General features: G+C 43.8%; 24 protein-coding genes. 3 read left to right on the top strand and 21 right to left on the bottom strand.

Annotated elements, in window-relative coordinates; genetic code table 11:
• Positions 1-91: 91 nt before the first annotated feature.
• The 8 genes from NZ848_RS21175 to NZ848_RS21140 all read right to left on the bottom strand — a co-directional run bounded on the left by NZ848_RS21175 (position 92) and on the right by NZ848_RS21140 (position 3,970).
• On the bottom strand, positions 92-544 hold the full coding sequence (locus tag NZ848_RS21175) for an SMI1/KNR4 family protein (protein ID WP_259017176.1): 453 nt from the start codon (positions 542-544) through the stop codon (positions 92-94).
• A gap of 348 nt (positions 545-892) precedes the next feature.
• A complete protein-coding gene (locus NZ848_RS21170; protein ID WP_259017175.1) occupies positions 893-1,414 on the bottom strand; it encodes a hypothetical protein in 522 nt (173 codons plus the stop codon).
• Between the two features lie 7 nt (positions 1,415-1,421).
• Positions 1,422-1,658, bottom strand: coding sequence for a hypothetical protein (locus NZ848_RS21165; protein WP_259017174.1), 237 nt, complete (start codon positions 1,656-1,658; stop codon positions 1,422-1,424).
• 166 nt (positions 1,659-1,824) lie between these two features.
• Positions 1,825-2,352, bottom strand: a complete 528-nt coding sequence (locus NZ848_RS21160) for a hypothetical protein (RefSeq protein ID WP_259017173.1) — start codon at positions 2,350-2,352, stop codon at positions 1,825-1,827.
• A 97-nt stretch (positions 2,353-2,449) separates the two neighbouring features.
• Positions 2,450-2,815 (bottom strand): immunity 8 family protein, encoded by a 366-nt coding sequence (locus tag NZ848_RS21155; RefSeq protein WP_253523319.1) that lies wholly within the window; start codon positions 2,813-2,815, stop codon positions 2,450-2,452.
• A gap of 44 nt (positions 2,816-2,859) precedes the next feature.
• Positions 2,860-3,117, bottom strand: a complete 258-nt coding sequence (locus tag NZ848_RS21150; protein ID WP_259017172.1) for a hypothetical protein — start codon at positions 3,115-3,117, stop codon at positions 2,860-2,862.
• Positions 3,118-3,123: 6 nt separating this feature from the next.
• A complete protein-coding gene (locus tag NZ848_RS21145) occupies positions 3,124-3,402 on the bottom strand; it encodes a hypothetical protein (protein ID WP_259017171.1) in 279 nt (92 codons plus the stop codon).
• 64 nt (positions 3,403-3,466) lie between these two features.
• Positions 3,467-3,970, bottom strand: a complete 504-nt coding sequence (locus NZ848_RS21140) for a hypothetical protein (protein WP_259017170.1) — start codon at positions 3,968-3,970, stop codon at positions 3,467-3,469.
• A gap of 460 nt (positions 3,971-4,430) precedes the next feature.
• On the opposite strand from NZ848_RS21140, the gene NZ848_RS21135 reads away from it, so the two are divergent.
• Complete coding sequence (locus NZ848_RS21135; RefSeq protein WP_259017169.1) at positions 4,431-6,032, top strand: GMC family oxidoreductase; 1,602 nt, start codon at positions 4,431-4,433, stop codon at positions 6,030-6,032.
• Positions 6,033-6,134: 102 nt separating this feature from the next.
• Here the strand turns inward: NZ848_RS21135 and NZ848_RS21130 are convergent, their stop codons facing one another.
• From NZ848_RS21130 to NZ848_RS21115, 4 genes are all read right to left on the bottom strand, one after another.
• Positions 6,135-7,628: a hypothetical protein gene (locus NZ848_RS21130; RefSeq protein WP_259017168.1), complete on the bottom strand. Its 1,494-nt coding sequence runs from the start codon at positions 7,626-7,628 to the stop codon at positions 6,135-6,137.
• Positions 7,629-7,716: 88 nt separating this feature from the next.
• On the bottom strand, positions 7,717-8,241 hold the full coding sequence (locus tag NZ848_RS21125) for a hypothetical protein (RefSeq protein ID WP_259017167.1): 525 nt from the start codon (positions 8,239-8,241) through the stop codon (positions 7,717-7,719).
• A gap of 445 nt (positions 8,242-8,686) precedes the next feature.
• Positions 8,687-9,934 carry a hypothetical protein gene (locus tag NZ848_RS21120; RefSeq protein ID WP_259017166.1) on the bottom strand — a complete coding sequence of 416 codons (1,248 nt, stop codon included), beginning with the start codon at positions 9,932-9,934 and terminating at the stop codon, positions 8,687-8,689.
• Positions 9,935-10,330: 396 nt separating this feature from the next.
• On the bottom strand, positions 10,331-10,885 hold the full coding sequence (locus NZ848_RS21115) for a hypothetical protein (protein WP_259017165.1): 555 nt from the start codon (positions 10,883-10,885) through the stop codon (positions 10,331-10,333).
• A gap of 317 nt (positions 10,886-11,202) precedes the next feature.
• Between NZ848_RS21115 and NZ848_RS21110 the strand changes: the two genes are divergently transcribed.
• Positions 11,203-11,826: a class I SAM-dependent methyltransferase gene (locus NZ848_RS21110; protein WP_259017164.1), complete on the top strand. Its 624-nt coding sequence runs from the start codon at positions 11,203-11,205 to the stop codon at positions 11,824-11,826.
• A 45-nt stretch (positions 11,827-11,871) separates the two neighbouring features.
• Here the strand turns inward: NZ848_RS21110 and NZ848_RS21105 are convergent, their stop codons facing one another.
• The 8 genes from NZ848_RS21105 to NZ848_RS21070 form a co-directional block, all read right to left on the bottom strand.
• Positions 11,872-12,285, bottom strand: a complete 414-nt coding sequence (locus NZ848_RS21105; protein WP_259017163.1) for a DUF1761 domain-containing protein — start codon at positions 12,283-12,285, stop codon at positions 11,872-11,874.
• A 75-nt stretch (positions 12,286-12,360) separates the two neighbouring features.
• Positions 12,361-13,053, bottom strand: coding sequence for a helix-turn-helix transcriptional regulator (locus NZ848_RS21100; RefSeq protein ID WP_259017162.1), 693 nt, complete (start codon positions 13,051-13,053; stop codon positions 12,361-12,363).
• A 93-nt stretch (positions 13,054-13,146) separates the two neighbouring features.
• On the bottom strand, positions 13,147-14,061 hold the full coding sequence (locus NZ848_RS21095; RefSeq protein WP_259017161.1) for a sugar phosphate isomerase/epimerase family protein: 915 nt from the start codon (positions 14,059-14,061) through the stop codon (positions 13,147-13,149).
• A 111-nt stretch (positions 14,062-14,172) separates the two neighbouring features.
• On the bottom strand, positions 14,173-15,075 hold the full coding sequence (locus tag NZ848_RS21090; RefSeq protein ID WP_259017160.1) for a hypothetical protein: 903 nt from the start codon (positions 15,073-15,075) through the stop codon (positions 14,173-14,175).
• 48 nt (positions 15,076-15,123) lie between these two features.
• Complete coding sequence (locus NZ848_RS21085; RefSeq protein WP_259017159.1) at positions 15,124-16,167, bottom strand: cytochrome-c peroxidase; 1,044 nt, start codon at positions 16,165-16,167, stop codon at positions 15,124-15,126.
• Positions 16,168-16,175: 8 nt separating this feature from the next.
• A complete protein-coding gene (locus NZ848_RS21080) occupies positions 16,176-16,973 on the bottom strand; it encodes an MbnP family protein (RefSeq protein WP_101726233.1) in 798 nt (265 codons plus the stop codon).
• Positions 16,974-17,123: 150 nt separating this feature from the next.
• The gene (locus NZ848_RS21075; RefSeq protein WP_253523237.1) at positions 17,124-17,513 is read right to left on the bottom strand and encodes a hypothetical protein; all 390 of its coding nucleotides are present in this window, start codon (positions 17,511-17,513) and stop codon (positions 17,124-17,126) included.
• A gap of 102 nt (positions 17,514-17,615) precedes the next feature.
• Positions 17,616-18,179 carry a hypothetical protein gene (locus NZ848_RS21070; protein ID WP_259017158.1) on the bottom strand — a complete coding sequence of 188 codons (564 nt, stop codon included), beginning with the start codon at positions 18,177-18,179 and terminating at the stop codon, positions 17,616-17,618.
• A gap of 146 nt (positions 18,180-18,325) precedes the next feature.
• Here NZ848_RS21070 and NZ848_RS21065 point away from each other — a divergent pair, with 146 nt between their 5' ends.
• The gene (locus NZ848_RS21065; RefSeq protein WP_259017157.1) at positions 18,326-18,562 is read left to right on the top strand and encodes a hypothetical protein; all 237 of its coding nucleotides are present in this window, start codon (positions 18,326-18,328) and stop codon (positions 18,560-18,562) included.
• Between the two features lie 504 nt (positions 18,563-19,066).
• On the opposite strand, the gene pheT is transcribed toward NZ848_RS21065, so the two are convergent.
• Positions 19,067-21,499: a phenylalanine--tRNA ligase subunit beta gene (gene pheT / locus NZ848_RS21060; protein ID WP_259017156.1), complete on the bottom strand. Its 2,433-nt coding sequence runs from the start codon at positions 21,497-21,499 to the stop codon at positions 19,067-19,069.
• Positions 21,500-21,914 lie beyond the last annotated feature (415 nt).

Genomic DNA, 21,914 nt, shown 5'->3' with positions numbered 1-21,914 from the left:
TGCAAAACAGTGTCAAAATGAAAACCTATAAAACAAAAAACAGAAGCAACACGAAGGCTACTTCTGTCTAAAAAATGTATTTTTACTATTATTAATCCTGTATCGCTATTTTAGGACTAGTCAACTCTCCAAAGGAATTTGCTATTATAAATTTTCTCAACTCCATTGTTGGTTCGAGGGGTTCTTTATCGAGAAGATAAACTTTACCATAGTATTCTTTTTTTACTCCAAGTAAAATAGCACAAGCACTTACATCCCAAGTAATTCTTACAAAGCAGTCTGCATCCTTTACAAATATGTTTTTTTCATCGATATTTTCAGGAATAAACTCCCATAAGCTTTCTGTACCTATCCAAACATCAATTAATGATTCAAAGTCTATAAATCCAAATTCCGTAAGTATACCATTATAATCAATTTCAAATGTATAGAATTCAAACGATTTTCCATTACCCCCAGTTTCTATCATGAAATTTTTGTAATTAGTAGGTAATTGAATTTTAAAATGTTCCTCAAATTTGTTTACTTCATTAACTATCATCATTAGATTATTAGTAATAAATCAATCGCATATATTTTTTATACCCGGCCCGTCATCGCTGGCCTAAGCCGCCAACGTAAAGCCGCATACTAACAACAGCAAAGCCCAGATTTTAAAAATAGGTTTGTAGTTATGCCTCATTTTATAGGTTTTTCTCTTTTAAATATCACAGTGGGGGTGTGTTGGTAATTGGTGTTTGTTTAGGGTTGATAGTTAGAATTTATTAGTACTTAACCCAGTAGAACAGTCTTGATATCTTACTAAATTATGTATTTTTTTAGCATACTTCTCTTAAAGAGTTCAATCCCAAGAGCATCTGTTGGATTTAGACAGTTTATATTTTTATATCCATTAAGATAAGATAGCCAAACACTTGTCAGCGAATATTTTCTTTTCTTTTGAAGAAGATTCAAAATCTCTATTCAAGATGAATTTTTTTAACATCTTCCTTGTTTTTTCGTCTTTATTATTCAAAATGGATGAAATATTTTCAAGACTCCCTTCATTTTCTATTTCTATCATATAGAATAATTTCTTAAAAATTTCACCTCCCCATTCCTCTGCGTTAGTGACAAAATAGCCTAAATTATCTATTAAAATACTTAATAATCCTAAATTACTGGTATAACCGTATTCCACTAATGCAAAAATTAGGTCTTCTACTGACGCAATGTAATCGGCCACAATATTCTCATTATCAAAAACTTTAATAATAGCTGCTATAAATTCCGAAAGATTGTCAATCCTACCTTTTGAAAACAGATATTTTCCAGTTACATCTAAACCTTCCATAAATTCGTCATATTCTTGATCAGATTGCAGAAATCTATTCCTAACAAGCTTGTCTACTGATTCAATCCAGTCTTTTTCCATATTTGTATTATTTAATATCCCAGTTTATTTTACTTAATATATTATTACTATTAAACACATTTGAAAATGATAATTGTGTCTGTTTTGCCATATTAATCAAATTACTTTTTGCAGCACTATCAAAAACTCCATCTTGCTTTAAAATTTTAATGAGACTTTCAATATCTTCAACCACCGCGTCATCAGGGTGTAGGTTTCGCAAAGCCGCAAGCATTGCACCTCTACTAGTGACAGGATGAAACATATTTTGGAGCTAATTGATTTGTACGCCATATATTATTCTAACAGACTTTCCTATGTACATACACCACCGCCCGACAAAGGGACATTTGCATTTACTGCCGCTTTAGGCACAGCGGCTTCATCAACTGCCATAGCAACGGAAAGCAATTAGTACGATTGCTTTTTCGCTAATCTAATTCTTTTTCTAACTCCAAAACTAATGGATGAAAATCGTCTCTGATTACAGAGTTTGTTCGTAGATTTTCATATCCAAAACACCATACATAAGGACTATATAGCCTGCTTTTCAATTCTTTATAACTTAATTTCTCAATTTTGACTGTCGTGTTTTCATCCCATTCATCAGCAAATCCAATTATCATTTTCTGAATATTGCTTATACTCAAAGTATCAAAAAAATTAAATAACTTCGGTTGTTCACGACTTTTATTGTCCCATTCTCTAGCAATAAAATAATCAGAAACCTCATATATAACTGGATACGAATAAAAGGTATCACCCTCAACATAGTTACCTTCAATAAGTATTCCTGTTTCATATAACGTATAGTATTTTTTCAACTCGACGATTCCTATTTCCGCTTCTATATTATATCGCTTATGGTCCCAAACTACTTTGAGTCCATTAGCCGATGCCATTTCTTCAATTATATTGGCATCTTGTTCATTATAAACTCCTACAACTATAATATCCATTAACTACTTGCTTTTTATTGATAGAGTATCCACCTTAATCACTAATTGCCTGGTTCAATATTTAAAAGGGTTTTTCTTCTGACTGACTTTAAATCGATTAACGATACTCTTGATAATCTTCAAATTCCCAATATCCAATTCTGCCTACTTTCGTCCCAATTTCTCCCCAAGTGTCACCATGGATATTTTCAATGTGCTTTTTTAGTTTATTATAAATTTTCGAATAGTTGTATTCAAAAACAATTAAATGATGTCGTCCAAAAATAATATCAGAATCCTGATGGTTTTCTATTAGCCATTGAGGAGTACAAAGTTTAATATCAAAGCTTTCCTCGCCGCCTGTTTTTTCTTCTCCTACAATTAGTCTTATCCAAATACCAAAATTGTTATAAACAGCAGGTTTAAAATCTTTTAATAATTGCATCATATCAATAGTATATAATTCTTTCAATACTGCTCTCATGTAAATTTTAACTTATGGATTAATAATGTCTAAATGACCATTTCCTAGAGGTTGTCAACCTGCAACTGTTTTCCATTCAAAATTGGCTTGTGTTTCCCTGACTTAGGTTTAAAAGAAGGTGGTCTAAAAATACGCAATTCATCTGCACTCACAAGTGCTTTACCATCGCTAGTAAAACGATATCCATCACCGACCCAAGACTTACAAGCTGTCATTGCTTCATCATAAGTCCCACTTCTCAAATCGAAATTTCCTTTTCCTTTTGCAGAATCTTTAACTATACCACCTACTTTTGCCCACATACCTTCTTAGCGGTTCTCGCTCATCAACATACTTTCCAGTTTGTTTTTATATTTTATTTCATCATAGAACTTCTCATCAGGGATAGTATCAAAGCCCATATTATCATTGTTGACTTCAGAAACGCCAATGTAACCATCAACATCGAATTGGATAACATAAAACTTTTCATTATGCCAGATATCTAGCATTATTGCACCCGAATCGAAACTTGTAAATTCGTGCTTTATGCCTCTTAACTTTAATAACTCAATCGTAAAATGAAATAGTCTTAGAATATTTTCCATATTTATTTACTAAAGAATAGATTACCTGTATTTCTCTCAAAAATAATGTTAATAATGTAGATTGTTAATCATTGGAATAAAAGTCAACAATAGAATTAATCTCTGGATTTGTATGAATTTTGCACTTCTCCAGAAATGCTTTTAACATATAGTCAAATCCTAAATAATATAGTAAGTCAGCTGTTCTACTATATGCCCATTCTTGCTCTGATTCCGAATCTATTTCATTAAGTATTTTATTAATTATTGCATCCAAATTTGCTTTTAACCAATTATTGTCTAGTTTCTTTAGTACAAATCGAGCAATCATCAAGCCTGTTGGATTATCAAGTAATGCGGCTTCAGTAATTTCATTAATGAAGATTTTAATAAACTCTTGATCTTCAAAATGTATCAAGCTGCAACAAAATGAAAGAAAATGCCATCTTTCTGAAGGATTATTAAAAAATTCAAAGGCTAAATCTTTGAATTTTTCATCCATTAGTAATTCATTTCTTTGCCGATATAAAGTTTGTTGGCCTTTTTTATAATTCTCCCAATTTTCGCGAGTTTCATTTTCTTCCTCCATATATTAATTTAATCAATTTAAATTTTTCAAGAAATTCTTCAACTGTCATTTCTTTAGTTTATTGTTCCGGTAGTCTCCTGAGTGCGCAAGCCACTGCCCAGAAAAGGGACTCTGTCGCGGTGGTGGATTCTTTATCCAACGCGTAGAGACAGGGCATTGCCCTGTCTCTACCACGGGTGTTAACCTAAAACGGTGAGGCATTTGTCTGCCAAATCTATTTTTTAATCATTACCATCATCCATTTGCAAATTAACATCATTTCTGGTTTTGGCAATTTGGGTTGTCTCTTTTATTCAATGCAGAATCAATGGTTAATCCTTTCAATTTTATCTTCCACTTAAATTCGTATACACTAACTGGAATAATACTTCCCCGCGCGCTGATTTTCTTTCAGAATTTATTAAATTGCTCTGCAAAACCACCTTATCTTCATTGTTTTAACCTGCTATCTATTCAAACCATGACCTACGACTACATCATTATCGGTGCCGGCTCGGCCGGATGTGTGCTGGCTAACCGCCTGTCAGAGAACCCTGCCCATCGGGTCTTGCTGATTGAAGCAGGTGGGCCCGACAAGAAACCCGAGATACATATTCCGGCCGGATACGCCAAACTGCACCGCACGGAGGTCGACTGGGGCTATTATTCTGAGCCGCAGGCGCACGTGCTGAACCGCCGCATTTACCTGCCGCGCGGCAAAACGCTGGGTGGTTGCAGCTCTACCAATGCGATGGCGTATGTGCGTGGCAACAGGGAAGACTATAACGACTGGGCTGATGCGGGCAACGAGGGGTGGAGCTACGAAGAAATTCTTCCGTATTTCCGGAAGTCGGAGCATAACGAGCAAATCAAAAATTTCTATCATGGTCAGGGCGGGCCATTGAACGTCACCTTTGCTACGCAATACAGAACCCGCTTTACCGATGCCTTTGTGGAGGCCTGCATTGAAAACGGTTTTGCCGACAACAAAGATTATAACGGCGAGCGGCAGGAGGGGGTGTCGTTCATGCAGTTTACCATTAAAGAGGCACGCAGGCACAGTGGCGTAGGGGCATTTCTGAAACCGGCCATGAAACGCCCGAATCTGACGGTGTACACCCATACCCTTGTGAAACAGGTATTGATAGAAAACGACAAAGCCATTGGTGTAGAGGTAATACGCGGCCGAAACAATACGGAAAAAATACTGGCTACCCGTGAAGTAATCCTTTCGGCAGGGTCGTTCAATTCTCCGCAATTACTGATGTTGTCTGGTGTGGGTGACAAACATGAACTAAAAAAAGCAGGCATTGCCTGCAAAAAAGAGCTGCCCGGCGTAGGTAAAAACCTGCAAGACCATCTCTTTATGGGTGTTACGGCGTTGTCTCGCCAGCAATGGGGGCAAAATCACCATTTGTCGCTGCTGAATCAGGCAAAGGCGCTGGCGCAATATCTGTTGCTGAAAAAGGGCGTGATGACCATCGGGCCTCTTGAGGCGGTGGCCTTTGGCATGACAGATGACAGCCCGGATAGGGTTGATTACCAGTTTCATTTTGCAGCCGTGCAAACGGGCGATGATTACACGGTAGATATGTATGATGTGTCAACCTATCCGCACAATGATGGCTACACCATTCTGCCCACCTTGCTGCGCCCCAAAAGCAGAGGGTATGTGGGTTTAAGAAGCAATAACCCTGCCGATGCACCGCTTATTCAGCCCAATTTCTTATCTGAAGAGCAAGACGCAATGACCCTGCTGAAAGCCACCAGAAAAGCCATTGAGGTAATGAACGCCAAAGCCTTTGATGCTTACCGCGACCGGTTGATTACCCCGCCCGACAGCACCTCAGACGATGGCATCATGCTGCACATTAAAAAACAACTGGAGACGGTGTATCACCCTGTTGGCACCTGCAAAATGGGTACGGATGAAATGGCAGTGGTCGACGACCAGCTGCGTGTAAAAGGCGTAGAAAACCTGCGGGTAATAGACGCCAGCATTATGCCCACCATCGTATCGGGCAACACCAATGCCCCAGTTTACATGATAGCCGAAAAAGGAGCAGATCTGGTACTGAGGTAAGGTAGCTTGAAGGAAGGGTTAGCAGGTAAAGATAAAGCCTTGCCTCTACCTGCTAACAGATTCATTTTTATTGTATGCTTAACTGCGGTTTCACGCCCCATATTACTGACTGCTGATTGGCGGATTAAAGGTATTATTGGCCGCATAGTTAATAATTGTCATGGGGCTTGTCATATTGGAGGGGAGTTCAGAACACTTATCCATCGTGAAAATCCTTTGGCCGCCATCTTCCTGCAACACAGCCGTGAGGCAGTCTTCCACCGAACAGTTATTCCATTGTCCGCCGATATGATTCCAGGTATCAAACCCAACCTGGCAGAAAATGGCACCGCAGTTATTGTAAACCGTATTGACGGCATTCATGCCTACAAAAGGTTGGCGGGGGTCTGGCGCCCATCCAAAGCCGATACCATAGCCATATTTAGCAGCGTTTTTGGTTAGGTTTCTGTTTTCGTCAAAAACAAATACGTTATAGGCCACGCATGCTTCAAACGTGATGTTATTTCCTGCCGCGCTGAAACCGCAACTCTGTTTGTCTTGCGGCACAATAGCAAAGATGTTTTGCACCTGGCTGTATTGTATGGTAATGTTGTTGCCATACACTTCCAGCCCGGTGGCTTTGGCACCCGTGTTAGTGGGGCAGTCGCCGTCTACAATACCAATGGCGCTAAAGCCTGTAACTTTAATATCATCTGATTCAAAAATCGACATCCCATGGCAATCATCGCAGCACCCCCTCAGGCTGATAGCCGTACAGTTTTCGTATGTCAGGTTTTTGCAGGCGGTTGGTAAAAAGCCTAAAACAGTGTGGCCAAAAGTAGTTGTTTTTCCCTGATAATACGAGCGGAACTTGGTAGCCAGGCAGTTTACCGTGCCTATTTGTTCAGAGCCTACATAACTAAAACCTGTAACGGTACCGTCATTATTTATCAGATGGCTTGTCTGGCAATCAGTAACCCGGGCATGGGTTGATACAGATAATTGAATACCCGCATAAGCAGGCGCAGTAACGTTGGCTCCGCTTACCTGGCAGTTTTGCAGGGTAATGTTTTCTGACAGCTCAATGTAAATGCCCGAGGCAGTTACGAACGGGTCGTTGCCCAGGTAGCTGTATTCAGAGCCTTGCACGGCAACACCGCTTATGGTCAGGTTAGTGCAAAGCGAGGCCGAGATGCCGTGCAGCAACATATCAACCAGCACGCCATTTTTTATGGTTACATGATTGCCTGTAATGTTGATTCCGATAACACTATTGGTATTTATAACAGGCACGGCAACGAGGCTGTACCCCTGCAGGTCAAGGGTTACGTCATCGGCAATAATATCAATGGCAATGGCTGTTGCCTGTTGCCCGGGTATCCACGTAATAGTTTTCGCAAACTGGTAGTTTCCCGGTTTATCTATCAATATCCCTTCCGGAGGTATCACACTTATCAGGTTATCCTGCTGTATCTGCGCCGCCGCGTTCCTCACCCGTTCGCTTTTCTGTCCGGCCTTTTGAATGTATTTTTTTACAAGTTCTTCCAATTGCCCGGCTTTGTGTTTCAGGTTCCCGGCTATTCTGTCAATTAGTGTGTTTAATTGTTTCGTTTCCATATATATTGAGTTTAAATGATTCGTTGGCGTCTGGTAAAAAACAAGAGGGGTGTGGTTACACCCCCCCTGTACGCAATCTGATGGGCTCTTAAAACGCCCTGTTAAAATCAAGTGTCTGCCCGTCATTGGCACACACCGTAATCATTCTGCTGCTACCCGGTTTGAAGAATGAAACCGTCAGCGTTTTGGGTACGCCGGAGGCGATGTCATATCCATAGGTAAACTGGTTATAGAATGGAACGCTTCCTACCACGAGTTTTGAATTAGCAACTGATTCAAGCGTGAAAATCTGCAAGGCTTTTGTAATGTCATAATAGACGGCTGTGGTGCCATAGTAAGCCGACACAATTTCGAAATGATTGGGTACCAGATCAAGTGTAATGGTTGTACCATCTACCGCCGATTTTTTTAATATAACAGACGGGATACCATAAGTAAAAGTAATGGTAAGCGATTTTCTTGTACCAAAGTCAGGATCCGGAATGTTGAATGTTCCGGGATTAACTAAAATTGAGGCTGTTCCAACGGCCTTGTTTACAATGGTTTGTACTTGTGGAGTTACATCTACGGCGTTGATATTGCAAGAACCATAGAAAGCGGATAAAATTCTCATTGTTAATTGTTATTTTAGATTGAATACCTACTCGTATGGCTTTTCGGTTTTCGCCCCCGTTTGGGTAGTTTCGGGTCTCTTTTTTTGTCACAATGGGGTGGTCAGCCCTTTTCAGAACCGCTTTGGTATTCTATTTTTTACTCATTGTTGAAAATCTTTGGCATAGGCAACCCTGCTGAAAACCACGGTGTTTTCAGAAAGCAACTGCTTACATCAGATGTAAGCGTGCATCGGTCATTCAGGCAATAGAACAGCGCTGATAAACAGCGCGCCGCGCTATGCTTGGTTTTATTGGGTAGGTGATGCAGGGTTCCGTTTGTTACAAGTACTCCTTCGTACGCCCGGAACCCTGTTTCTGGTTTTTAGAGTAGCCCTTAACAACGGGCAAAAGATGAAGGTTCAGCTATGTTTTTTACTAACGTTTTTCAGTATACGCTGTCCGCGCTTAATCCCACGGATAGGTTGAATAAACATAAGCGGGGTCGGTACTCATCGCTTCTGCGGGTAACTGCGTAACCGCCGGGTCAGGATTATTCTGCGAATTATAAATGTTAAGCACAGTCTGGTCGTAGATGCCTGCAATCATCATCAGCCTTGAGCGGTCAGGGTCAATGTTGCCCTTATTGGTGCCGTCTAAATCCTGGCAGTCGGCATACACCTGGCCGCTGGTAGCGCTTTGCTTGGCCAAGGTGGTGCCATATATTAAAGAATGATTTAATGAAAGCCCCCTGTTGACTATCATATAGGCCGAGGCCACAATGCCGGTTCTGTCGTGTCCGCTGGCACAATGTATGTAGTAAATATAAAAATTGGTGTTGGGGTCTTTCGGACACATCCAATCGCTAAGTTGTTTTACTGAATCCCAATCGAATACATCATTACCTGGTTGTGTATGTGGCTCAATCTGCCAGTTACACATCTGGTTTTGTGTGGTGTTTGATGAATTATCTGCAGGCACCCACGTTTTTGTATTTAACTGATTTAATGAGGTGCCGCCAAACGACTCCAGCTCCCATAATATAGATTGCCCCTCGCTTTCCTGGCTTTGCAGGCATACATCTCTTAAGGTATAACTCCCTTGCGCCGGAAAATCAGTATTGCCCGTCTGGCTTATGTATTGGTTTTCCATGTAAGTATGCAAACTACCGAAATCGACCGCCTGCTGCCCGTTATCAGCGGTTGGTGCGGCAAAGGGTGTGTTACCTCTGAACAACATGGTTTGGTGTTCGGGGCGATAATCTACCAGAAAAACCATAGCAGGGTTAAGCACCTGATAGAGCGAGTCAACGCCCGAAGAACCTCCGCTTGTTGGCGGTACCACCGGAAAATTGGTTGGTAGCGGTCCGCTCGATTTGGCAGGTAATATGGTGGTATTATCAAGTGGGAATGAGCCGGAGGAATCCTGCTCCCATTGGGTGGTACCAAGAAAAAAATTGATGTGGCATTCGGCTGTTTGCGGGTTGCTAATACCCTTTATTGAATAAGTTATGTTGATGACTCCTTCTGCATAAGCGCTACCATTGGTAACAGTAAATGTATTCTGATTGTTTGTATTGGGTACTTGTAAACTGGTAGACGATTCGGTACTGCCTTCAAGCGTAAGCGTGCCTGACATGAGTGTGAGAACCGCGATAACGCCGGGTTGCGGAGCCAATACGTATTGGCCGCTGGTAACGTTGGTAGTTGTATTCATAATTAGTTTTCATGTTTAGATTTCTGCACAGCTTTACCAGTTTTTAATGGTAAGAAACCAATATTCGCAAACAGCTTTTTTTAATGAACTTTGCTTTTAATGGCTTTTAAGTGCTTAAAAAGTTTCTGTCTGAATTGTTGCACCGAAATTAGAAAACATTTTCATTTTTTTAGCATATACGTAGATATACTTATTATTCGGTAAATGATTCAGATAAATACCACCGTTCAATAATTATTAATATAGAAACATGAAGTAATTATGTATGGTAGCCAAATGGCGAAGGAGAATGAAAGACCAGCGGTGGCAGATAATGAGGAAAGCAGCGAAAGAAGTTTAATAAGGGCGGGTGCAAGCCACCAGCTGAAGTGGCTTGCACCCGCGTTTTAATATCTATTAATTGGCATTAGAAGCTATAATAATAACAAGCGTTGAAATGGCGGTACCGATACCCCAGTTTTTCCAGATTTTTTTTGATTTTATCTTTTTTGCCTGTGTTTGGTATCCTCTGGCGTAGTCGGGGTTTTTTTGGTAGGCTTCCATATTGGGTATGCCCAGATTCTTGACCTTCGGTGTGGTTGAACTACACGCAACAGCCGGAATAAGCCCAACCAAACCATTAATTAACAAAGACGTAAGCAGGGTACCTGTTTTACCGCTGTTTTCGCCGTTATAATAAGTCAGTGCGTCGGCCATCCCTTTTTCGTAGGTATAGGCTGTTGCATTACCCACTGGCGATACAGAAACGGCACTGGTTTCAACATAACTTTCGGCGGTTTGCACTTTCTGGTCGCCGAAAATATCTTTCTGGCCGTTTTCATATTTAATCATCACCACTTCACTTTTCAGCTTGGTGTAGGTAGGGCCGCTCAGATTGTCGAATTTCAGATAACTGATTTCCTTGTCTTTTACTTCTTTTACTTTGGCTTTTATTTCTTCGCCGTTTTTCATGAAAATAATGTCTTGGGCGTAGATACTCGTAGCAAACAAGCATAAAACAATGCATAAAATGTGTGTAGGTTTCATAAAAAGGTATATGTAAATTGTTTAAAAAAATTGCTTTTTCAGGTGTGTTTATTGCTTGCAACGCATTGGTATTACAAAAATACAAATTTGTAATCCGGAAGCAATTTAGAACCTGAAAAGATAATAAATAATGATTTTTGTCAGTCAGAAACCCGCTCAGCAGCAGGCACAACCTACCCCGGTATGAACTATACGTTTATAAGAAATTGTTAAGCTGAAAAGGCCACCAAACAAGCCAGACCATGAACACGCACCTGCAAACCCATTGGGAAGAGGTATATGCCAGCAAAAATTTTGAAGAAGTAAGCTGGTTTCAGCCTGTACCCGCCACCTCCATTGAATTACTGGAAACATTAAACCTGCCTAAACAGGCAGCCATATTAGACATGGGCGCAGGCGAAAGCCGCCTGGTTGATTACCTGCTGGCGCAGGGGTATGAAGACATAACACTGGTTGATATTTCAGCAGCGGCACTACAAAAAACCAGTACAAGGCTGGGCCACAAAGAACAGCGCATTCAGTATATAACGGCCGATGCCGGAAATTTTGTTGCCCCCCGCAAATATGATTTCTGGCACGACAGGGCAACGTTTCATTTCCTGACCGACACCACCGCCCGACAACATTATATTGAAAATCTGGCTCAATCGCTCAACCCCGGCGCGTATGTGCTGCTTGCCACCTTTGCCGAAGACGGCCCCAGAAAATGCAGCGGCTTAGATATTTGCCGGTATTCGGCCGATGAACTGACTGCGCTTTTCAGCGCGTTTCTGCGCCCTGTTAAATGTATCAAAACCGAGCATTTTACACCTTTTGATACCCTGCAAAGATTCACTTTTTGTTTGTTTCAGTATCAGAACCAATAAAAAAAGCCATTAGCGCGCACTTTGGGCAGGCTAATGGCTAAAAGATTAGGGCATAAGCACCAGTATAACACTTGCCAACGTGATACAAACCAGATGATACGCGCTGCTGATAAACCCATACAAAATAGGGTGGGGAATATTGGGGTTGACGGCAATGTTAATCGTATTGGCTGCCAGATACCCAAAACCCGCTAATAAAGCGAACTCAAAACCACCGCTGAGTGTGGTTATATTAAGCGCTTTAATCAGAATGGCACTTGTGAGCGTTATAACCAGCGTGCAAATCATGGGCCCTACTATAAAAATTGGTGCATTGGGCAGGGTTTCGTTGGCTTTGCCTAACGAGGCTTTGTAGGGTTTAACAAAAATCATGGTAAACCATAAGCCGCCTAAAACACAATATACTACAAAAGCGATGGCTACACCGAGCCAGTTGAGATTTGATAATTGACTGATCATAAGTTTTTGTTTTTTTGGATGATGATGCAAAACTATCATCGCCCAAAGACAACCTTATGTCAGGGGTGGGAGGGCTTATTGAAATTTTTCAAAAAATTCCTGCAATGTCATTGGGTGAGGCTTAAACTGTTCGGTCAGCACTTCCAGTTTATTGATTCGGTCGAGGCGGAAATATCGGAAGTTTTTCCGTAGCCGGCACCAGGCAATCAGCAGCCAGTTTTCGCGGGTGCTTACCAGCGCAAAAGGCTCAATGAGCCGTGTAGATGTCTCCTGAGCCTCGTTGGTATATTCTATACTTGCCAGATAAAAATTAGTGAGTGCATACTGCAGGTCCGATAACACACTGCTGTTTCTTTCCCGGTAAACAATCTGGTCGAAACGTGTCCGGGCAGTCAGCAGATTGGCCTTGTCTTTCTGGCTGGTGCGCAATACGGCCTTTATTTTATCTATGGCCCCGGTATAATCTTTAATAAAAGTGGTGTCGTTGTTTTTCAGCACCAGCTGTTCGGCCAATATCAGGGCATTGGCCTGGTTCTCGGTAAACATAATGGGTGGTATGCGGTAATCTTCCATCAACGAGTACCCCTTGCCTTCTTCCGTAATAATAGGCACGCCTGCTTCTTCCAAAGCGCGCATATCACGGTAAATGGTTCGTACACTCACCGAAAACCTGGCAGCCAGCTCAGTAGCTGTCAGCAAACGCTTGGTTTGCAGCATGGTTAAAGTTGCGGTGAGGCGCGATAAGCGTTTGGTATCGTTTTCGTTCATTTTTGGCCTTTGAATCTGATAGACCCGTAAAGAAAGTAAAAATAGATTATTGGTAGATACAGATCATTGCCCTGTCTCTACACAAGCGCGTGTTCACCCCAAATACCGCTTCCGCAGCCAATGCATCATGTGGACATTAATGCCCCATTGGTCGGCCAGCGGCTGGCGGGTGTAGGGTAGGGTTGGCAGGTAATTCGGCGGGCCAAATTCCGTCAGTATCGTCAGTACCTCGCCTGATTTCACTTTGTATTCTACCACTTTATCCCACCAGGCCAGGTGCGCTTTTACGGCGTTTTCCCACTCGGGCGCGCGTGGGTCGTTTACCTGTGGCCCTTCCTGATGCCCGATGCGCGAATGGATATGGTCTGCCTTTGCCAAAGCTGCCTGCACGGCTTCGGCCTGGTCTTCCAGCAGGGTTTCATGCACATTGCACCAGTGAGAAATGTCCAGCGTCAGGCGCAAGGCCGGGTTTTTCTCAATAAAATTGTGGGCTATATGTGCTGCAAAGAGCATACGCCCACGGTGGGTTTCGTGCAGAAGTTTAATGCCGCTTTTCTGCGATGCCTCCGTGGTATGGTCAATAAAAAGTTTGTTCTGCTCGTAGTTGAAATAGTCTCGCCCGCTGTGGCAGTTGATATACAAAGGCCGAACCGGCGACGCCACCGCGGCATTAACGGCCTTTTTGAAGGTCTCCAGATGTTCTTTCGGGTCTTTCTGGTGGCCGCCACACAAAAAGCCTACTTCAAGCTGGTGTTTGGCAAGGGCGTTGAACAACTCCTGCTGGTCTTTCTTTTCATTAGGCCACCAGACTTCAATGCCATCGTACCCCTCTTTTTTTGCGGCGGCACAAAAGGCATCTGTGCTTCCGGCAAAGCCCCAGTTGGTGGCCAGTATTTTCAGTTTCAGGCTGGCAGCAGCCGGGGCCTGTGTCTGAGCCGCTACCGACTGTATGCTGCCCAGCATTATGCCTCCCCCTACGCTTGCTTCAAAAAAATCTCTGCGGTTCATGGTTTAAAATTTCAGGTTGAATATTTCCGGCTCAAATTAACAAAAACTTGTTTATAAACCACGCTGGCAGGCAGGTAAACCGCAAACCTGAAGGGCTTTTAAGCCCGAGCCTCAGAAATTAACCATCAGATGCACGCTGAACTGCGGCAGGGCTTTCAGTTCGCCACCGCCCAGGTTCTGATAAACCGGCATCTTGTAAGACACCCCGGCGCTGTAACGTTTGTAGTAGGTTTCCAGGCCTGCGTGTGCCAGGGTAGACACCCCACCGGTTTCGGTATTGCGCACGCCCTCTTTCAGGTCGTGGAAACCGTAATCAACCAGCGCCCCGGCATTGGGCATAACAGAGAACATCCCCCAGTTTTTAGCATAAAAAAGCGTCAGCGAGCCATTGATGCGGTTGCCAAACCGGTAATGCTCGTTGCTGCGGGTGGCTATGCGGCCGCCTATTTCGGTATTCAACCCCCAGCCGTGCATTTTAATGGTGTGTATGGCGCTGAGCAGAAAATCGGTGCTGCCCGTACCCAGCTGAAAATTAGGGTTTATTTCGTTATCATAGCCGTATTCAAATTTTCCGGTGGCCAGTTTTACACCTCCGCCAATCATCAGGCTCTGGTATATATGGCTGGTTTTGGTGGTGTCCAGAAAAGTATTCAGCACATTTACGTGCGCCAGCACAATGGCGTCGCCCAATCCGCTTTTGTTAGCTTCGGTGCCACTGTACCGCAACACCTGGTGGTTGCTGTTATAAGGTACAAATACCATCAGCTGCACATTTTTAACCGGATAAAACCTCCCCCATAATTCGGCGGTCTGGTAGGTTTCGCGGGTTTTCAGCATCACGCTGTTCAGGTGAGAGTCGAAAACGCGGCTACGGTATCTTAAACCCACAAACTGAGACCCCGCCCTGGGCAAAAGACCCACAAACGCACTGCCATTGGCACAGCCGCAAATATCGCAGGCAAAGGCAGGTAACTGGCTGGCCAGTAGTATCAGTATCAATAGTTTTTTCATCATTAACGTCCGTTTTGCTGCCTGCCTGTTGGTGTCTGGCAGCGGTATGTTTTAAATGCCAAATTTTTTATTGGTCAGAAAATCGTCATCGGTGAGCGTTTTCAGAAACGCCTTTAGCTGCGCTTTTTCGGTATCGGTAATGGCTATGCCGGGTTTCGCGTTGTTCTGCATCAGCGAGGCATCGAGCGTGGCCGAATTTACCATGCCGCTTCTGTAATGTTCCAGCACGGCATCGAGGCTGTAAAAGCGGCCGTCGTGCATGTAAGGGGCCGTTACGGCAATGTTGCGCAGGCTGGGTACTTTAAATGTATAACGGTCGGCATCGGTTTGGGTAATACGGTGCCGCCCGGTGTCTTCCTGGTTATAGACCGGCAACCCGTTGTTACGATACGACTGGTCTGTAAAAAGCGACCCCGCATGGCATGAGGCGCATTTCTGCTCAAAAACGGCCATTCCGGCCAGTTCGTCGGCTGTCAGGGTGCCGCCCGGTTCTTTTCGCACATATTTATCATACCGCGAATTGGCCGAAACCAGCGTGAGCATAAATTGCGACAAGGCTTTCAGAAACCTTTCTGTGGTAATTTCGGGCGTGCCGTAGGCTTTCCTGAACAACTTGGCATATTTGTCTTTCTTGCGTAGTTTGTTCAGCACATTACCCAGTTTTTCATCCATTTCAACGGGGTTTTCAATGGGCGCAATTGAGAACAGGTCGAGGTCAAACACGCCACCATCCCAGAAAAACTCCCGCTGAAAAGCCATGTTCTGTATCGGTGGGGCATTTCTGATACCAATCTGGTTATCAATGCCGTGGCTCAGGTCATGCCCATGATGCGTAAACGCATAGGGCTGGCTGTGGCATTCGGCACAGGAAATGGTACCATCGCGCGACAAATCGCCATCAAAAAACAACGCCTTGCCCAGCTCAAAGCCATCGGCGGTAATGGGGTTCTTCGAGAAATCATAGACGGGTTTCGGGAAATTGGCCGGAACCGCAAACCATTCTTCGGGCCTGATTACCCCGGAGCCACCTTCCGAACAGGCGGCTCCCAGGTAAACAAGGCTGCTTAAAGCCAGTAGATAAAACCTTTGCTTCATGCGGGGCATCAGTTATGAACGTGGTCTACCATAAAACTTTTGGCGTAGTTCTGCGCTATAACCGCACCCGCCGACGGCGCATGTACCATATAAGTAGTGGCTAAGTTAATCTGGTTTACGGCGCTGAACACCTTCTGCACATCATTAATGATATGTATCTGCGGTGCCACATTGCCTCTTACTTTAGCGGCCTCGGCCATAGGCAGGGTAATGGTTTGCAGGTTGTTGGGGGTTTTGCCTGTCATGCCGCCAAAGCCGCCCACATGAAACTGAAACTCGGTCATGTTCATCATGTTGGCTGGTATGGCCGTCGACTTACCCTCCATTTTAAAGAATATATAGCCCGAGTTCCACGACCAATACATGCTGTCGTCGCCGTAAGAAGAGGGGTCCAGCACGCCTTTGCGCTGGCTCACGTCTGATACCGACTTCAGGCTGTCTACGCCAATTACATAAGATACCGACGTATAATTGCCCGCCGGAATGTTCTCCAGTTTAATAAGGTATGAGGTGGGGTCTGCGTGTTTCACCAGAAAATACTTGTCGGTTAATTTTACTACCGAGCCGTTTTCGTTTTTAAGGCTGATGTTTGACACAAAGTAGTTAAGGCGCGTAATGGTGAAGTCCTGATTCAATGCATTTTTGGCAGTAGTAGTACCCAGCACCAGTTTCTGGTCGCCCACGCGGTTGTCAAACTCAAGGGTAACGGTGTTTTTATCGTTGGGGTTGATGTCATCTTCTTTCTGACATGACACCACAAAAACAGCAACAAAAAAGGCAATAACAAGATATGTGAGATTTTTCATTTTTCTGAATAATTAGACAGCATCGGGCCGGGCAGGCGCAGGCCTTCCACAACCGTGCTTACGGATGTTTTAAGAAATAATATAATACAAAAAGGTTAGCACCGGCAGTTTTACCGGGCATGGAATGATAAAAAACAGAGAAGGGGGGTGTCAGACTACCGGAGGATGAAAAACGGCACTGGAGAAGTCGACAGTGGCCTGAATAGAAACAAAATAGTTTTGCACGGCGGCGGGAATGATTTCAACCTCGTTGTCAAAAACAAAGGTGCCCGGGGTGCCTACACTATTTATTTCAATGAGTTTTTCAATAAAGCTGCCCAATGCGTTTTGCTCTTCTTTCTGGTTTTCGGCATTGATTTTCCTGGCCAGAAAACACTTACCGTCGCAATGCAGTTCGGGGCGATTTTTATTGATACAATAGTTTTTGATGATGAAATCCTTACGGAACTCGTAGTCGAGACATATAAGCGGAACAATCAGCGACTTCACCATTACGGCCGCTGAAAGGAACACAAGCGCTATTTGCCTGAATTGTAACATAGCCCCAAAGATACACATAAATAAAATGCCTGATACCCCAAACGGCTATTTCTTTATGTATTTATTGGCGGGTTTTTCTGTAACGGCCTGTTTGTAAACGGGTTATTCATGCATATTAATATAGGCGGCCGCCTGCTCATCTGCCGGATGCACCGTTACTGCCTTGCAGATGCGCGTAAGGCTGTCAATATCAAAGCTGATGCCCCTGCCAACGGCCGTGTACACCAGCAACCCCTTTTGGGAAGCGGCGGCATCTGCTACCTTTTTTAACCTGAACTGCTGCGCCAGAACCGCCAGCGGCGTGCCTGCACCCAGTCCGTCGGCCGTTTTAAACCACGGCGAACTAACCATGATGCGTTTAATACGGTGGAAACTCTCGTTGCCCATATTCATGCTGGTAAAAACCGCTGTTCGGTAGTGGTGCACATCTTTGCCGTACCAGGCCATCAGCGCACTGCCCATAGCGGCATCAGAGGCATCAGGCCGCCCGAGCCTTGCCAGTGCGCTATCGGCAGGCATACCAATGCTCAGTTGACCAATGCTCTGGCCGGGGCTTATCAGCTGAGCCGGTGTTATTTCCGCAGCACTTTTGGTGGCGGGTTTATCGTTTGGGGTGTTGCAGGCGAGGAGGGTTGTGAAGAGAAGTAATGAACCGAATCTGGTCATGGCGGATTGATTTAATTATAATTACAAACGAAAGTAATGCAGGATTGTTTTCTGGGAGCCGGCGAATAAAAATGCTTTCGTGTTCTTTTTAAATGGGCTGCCATTTCATATATTTCAGTTATTAATCACTTAAAATAAATACTACCATGAGAAAGAATTTATTGATTCTGGCCGCTTTTGCTTTGCTGATATTGTTGATGTCGCAGACTTATAAATCAAATCAGAGAAAAACTATTAGTCGTGTAAGTGTTGGCTATTCAGAAGCAGAAAGATATATTGAAGAGAAAAGTGAAGAAGGCTTTCGGGTGGTGACGGTTACAAGTTTTTCGGAAACTTACCATGAGCGACCCCGCAATTATTTTTTTATAGTGATGGAAAGGTGAAGAAATTTATTGCCAGAAAATCCATCTCTGCCCCGGCAGAGAGCCCTTGCATGGCTTAGCTTATGTAGAGGGGAGACCTTGCCGGGGGCATGATACTTAAATTTAAATTTGCTGTTAAAAGAAGCAATTGTCATTTAAAGCATCATTTTTCTGCCTTACGCAGTTTCACTGAGAATAAACCTCTGTGAAACTCGGTGTTTTTAGACTCTATGCTACTCCGTGGTAAATATAGAATCCTTAATCAGTTCCTGAGGATGGGTGAGAATGGTGTATTAAACCTTGGTTTCGGTCAGAACTTTTTAATATAAAACCACGGAGTAACACTAAGTTTTGCACGGAGTTTCATAGAGAATGTGCCTCTGTGAAACTCCGTGTTTTTATTACTCTGTGCTACCCCGTGGTAAATGTAAAATCCTTAATCCGCTCCTGAGGATGGGTGTGTATAACGATAGAGACAGGGCATTGCCCTGTCTCTACGCAGAAAATGGGTTTAATATTTTTAAACTACTTCCTTATCACCGCGCTCAACTCTTTCTCATACGCGGCTATCAGGCGTTGCATGGTTTTGTCGATTACTTCGTCGGTTAAGGTTTTGTCTTTGTCTAGTAGTATGAAACTTACCGAGTATGATTTTTTGCCTTCGCCCAGTTTTTCGCCTTCGTAAATATCAAATACGTTTACGGCTTTCAACAGGTTGCGCTCTGTTTTATTGGCAATGGCCGACACCTGATCAAAACTGGTGGCAGAATCTATCACCAGCGACAAGTCGCGGCGTACCTCGGGGAACTTCGGTATCTCTACATAATTGACCTTCTCTGAATACTGTTTCAACAGGTACTCCCAGTCGAAATCGGCATAGAACACCGCCTGTTTCACATCAGCCAAACGGGCAATGGATGGTTTCACCAGCCCGAGGCTTACCACTGGTTTTTTATTGATAAGGTAGGTTAAACCATACTGAAACACCGGAGAATTGGCGTCCTGGGTGTCAAATTTAGTAACCTTCATGGCTTTTAGCACTTTTTGTACAGCCAGCGCCATGTCATGGAATGTAACAGGATTACTACCAGCCAACCAGGTCTCCGACTGCTGATTGCCCGACAACCACAAGCCCAGATGCTTACTTTCTTTATATTTTTTGTCTTGGCCTTCTTCCTGTTTTGTAAAGTAAGCGCGACCAAACTCAAACAGTTTCAGGTCTTTCTGGCGGCGGTTAATGTTATACGCCACCGACTCCATACCTGTCAGCAACAAGCTCTGGCGCATTACCGACAGCTCTTCGCTCAATGGGTTCAATAACGTAACCTGTCCGCCTTTGGCAAGGCTTTGAATGGCCTCGTTATAAGCCGGTTTGGTGATAGAAAGCGTCTGAATCTCATTAAAACCATTGGCTGCCAGTAGCTCAATCAAGCGCATCTGCAGTTTATCAGCATCTTTATCCGGGAAACCCGACAGGAAATCAGCCTGCAAATGCTCCGAAAGCTCAATGTTATCGAAACCATAAATGCGCAGTATCTCTTCAATTACGTCGGCCTCGCGGGTTACATCTACGCGGTAGGGCGGCACGCTGACGGTCATTTCAAAGGCATCGTCGGTCAGCACTTTTATATCAAGGCTTTCCAATATGGTTTTTATCAGGTCGTCGTCCAGGTTTTTACCTATCAAACGGTTAATATGCTTATGTTTTACCTGTATTTCAAGGTTTTCAATCGGCTTGGGGTAATGGTCTATCACACCATCCAGAATGGTTCCACCGGCCAATTCCTGCACCAGCAGGGCAGCGAAGCGAATGGCAAAAGGCGGCATGTTCGGGTCGGTGCCACGTTCATATCTGAAAGACGCATCGGTTTTCAGCCCATGGAAAGTGGCAGTACGACGCACCCAAACCGGGCTGAAATAGGCAACCTCTAAGAAAATATTAGTAGTGCCTGCCTTAATACCCGATTTTTGTCCGCCAAATACCCCGGCAATCGCCATTGGTTCTTCGGCATTGCAAACCATCAGGTCATGGCCAGAAAGGGTTCTTTCGGTGCCATCAAGCGTAACGAATTTGGTGCCTTTTTCAGGCACGCGCACTATTATTTGTTTGCCTTTCACTTCGTCGGCATCAAAGGCGTGCATGGGTTGCCCCAGCGTATGGCACACATAATTGGTGATGTCGACAATGTTATTGATAGGGTTCAGACCGATAGCCAGCAGGCGTTTTTTCAACCAGTCGGGCGACTCCTGAACGGTTACTCCCTGAATCTCCAGCCCGCAGAAACGTGGACAAGCCTCGGTGTTTTCTACGGTAACGGTAAAGTCTGTTTTCTGAGCCGACACCGCAAATTTGTCGACCGATGGCAAAGTTACTTCACGGCCCAGCACGGCTTTCAAGTCACGCGCCACACCAAAATGTGAGGCCGCGTCGGCCCGGTTGGGGGTAAGGCCAATTTCAATCTGATAATCAGGCTCCATCTTGAAATACAGTGCCGCCGGTGTGCCATTGGGCAGGTCGGTATCCAGCACCAGAATGCCGTCATGCGAGGTGCCAATGCCCATTTCGTCTTCGGCACATATCATGCCTTCTGACGGATGCCCATACACCTTGCGTTTTTCTATCGTAAAAGACTTGCCGTCGGCAAAGTAAATGGTTGTACCCAGGGTAGCCACCACCACTTTTTGTCCGGCGCGCACGTTGGCGGCTCCACACACAATGGTTGACGCCTCGCCCGCGCCTATATCTACTGTGGTTAAACTCAGTTGTTTTTCTTTAACGGTAAAGGGCTCGCAGGTGAGCACCTCACCAATCACAAAGCCTTTCAGGCCACCTTTTACCGATTCTATCTCCTCAATTCCTTCTACCTCCAGCCCTGTTCCTGTCAGTAATTTACCTATTTCTTCAGGCGATTCCTGAATATCAATCAGACTCTTTAACCAGTTATACGAAATTTTCATGCAACAATAATTGGAATGTAACAGCCGGGCTGTACGCTCTGCCCGGTTTTTCCGCAAAGATAGATATTTCGGTTGGGATGTGTATGGGTATTACTTTTAATTGTTTTCTTATTTCTTTGAAGTGACTTTAGCTCGAAGACATTTCTTATTATTGAGTTGTTACTTTTTCTTCTAATAATTTTTGCTTTATACTTGGTTCAAAGACATTTCTTATTTCTTGGCTCTTACTTTTTTTACCTGAAAAAAAGTAAGCAAAAAAGCAGGCATCATTTAACTCGTACAATTAAAAATCTGACTAGTCCTAAAATAGCGATACAGGATTAATAATAGTAAAAATACATTTTTTAGACAGAAGTAGCCTTCGTGTTGCTTCTGTTTTTTGTTTTATAGGTTTTCATTTTGACACTGTTTTGCA

It is taken from the genome of Emticicia fluvialis (assembly GCF_024793945.1).
Lineage (GTDB): Bacteria > Bacteroidota > Bacteroidia > Cytophagales > Spirosomataceae > Emticicia > Emticicia fluvialis.
Note: the sequence above shows the minus strand (reverse complement) of the source record. Positions and strands in the feature narration are given on the sequence as shown.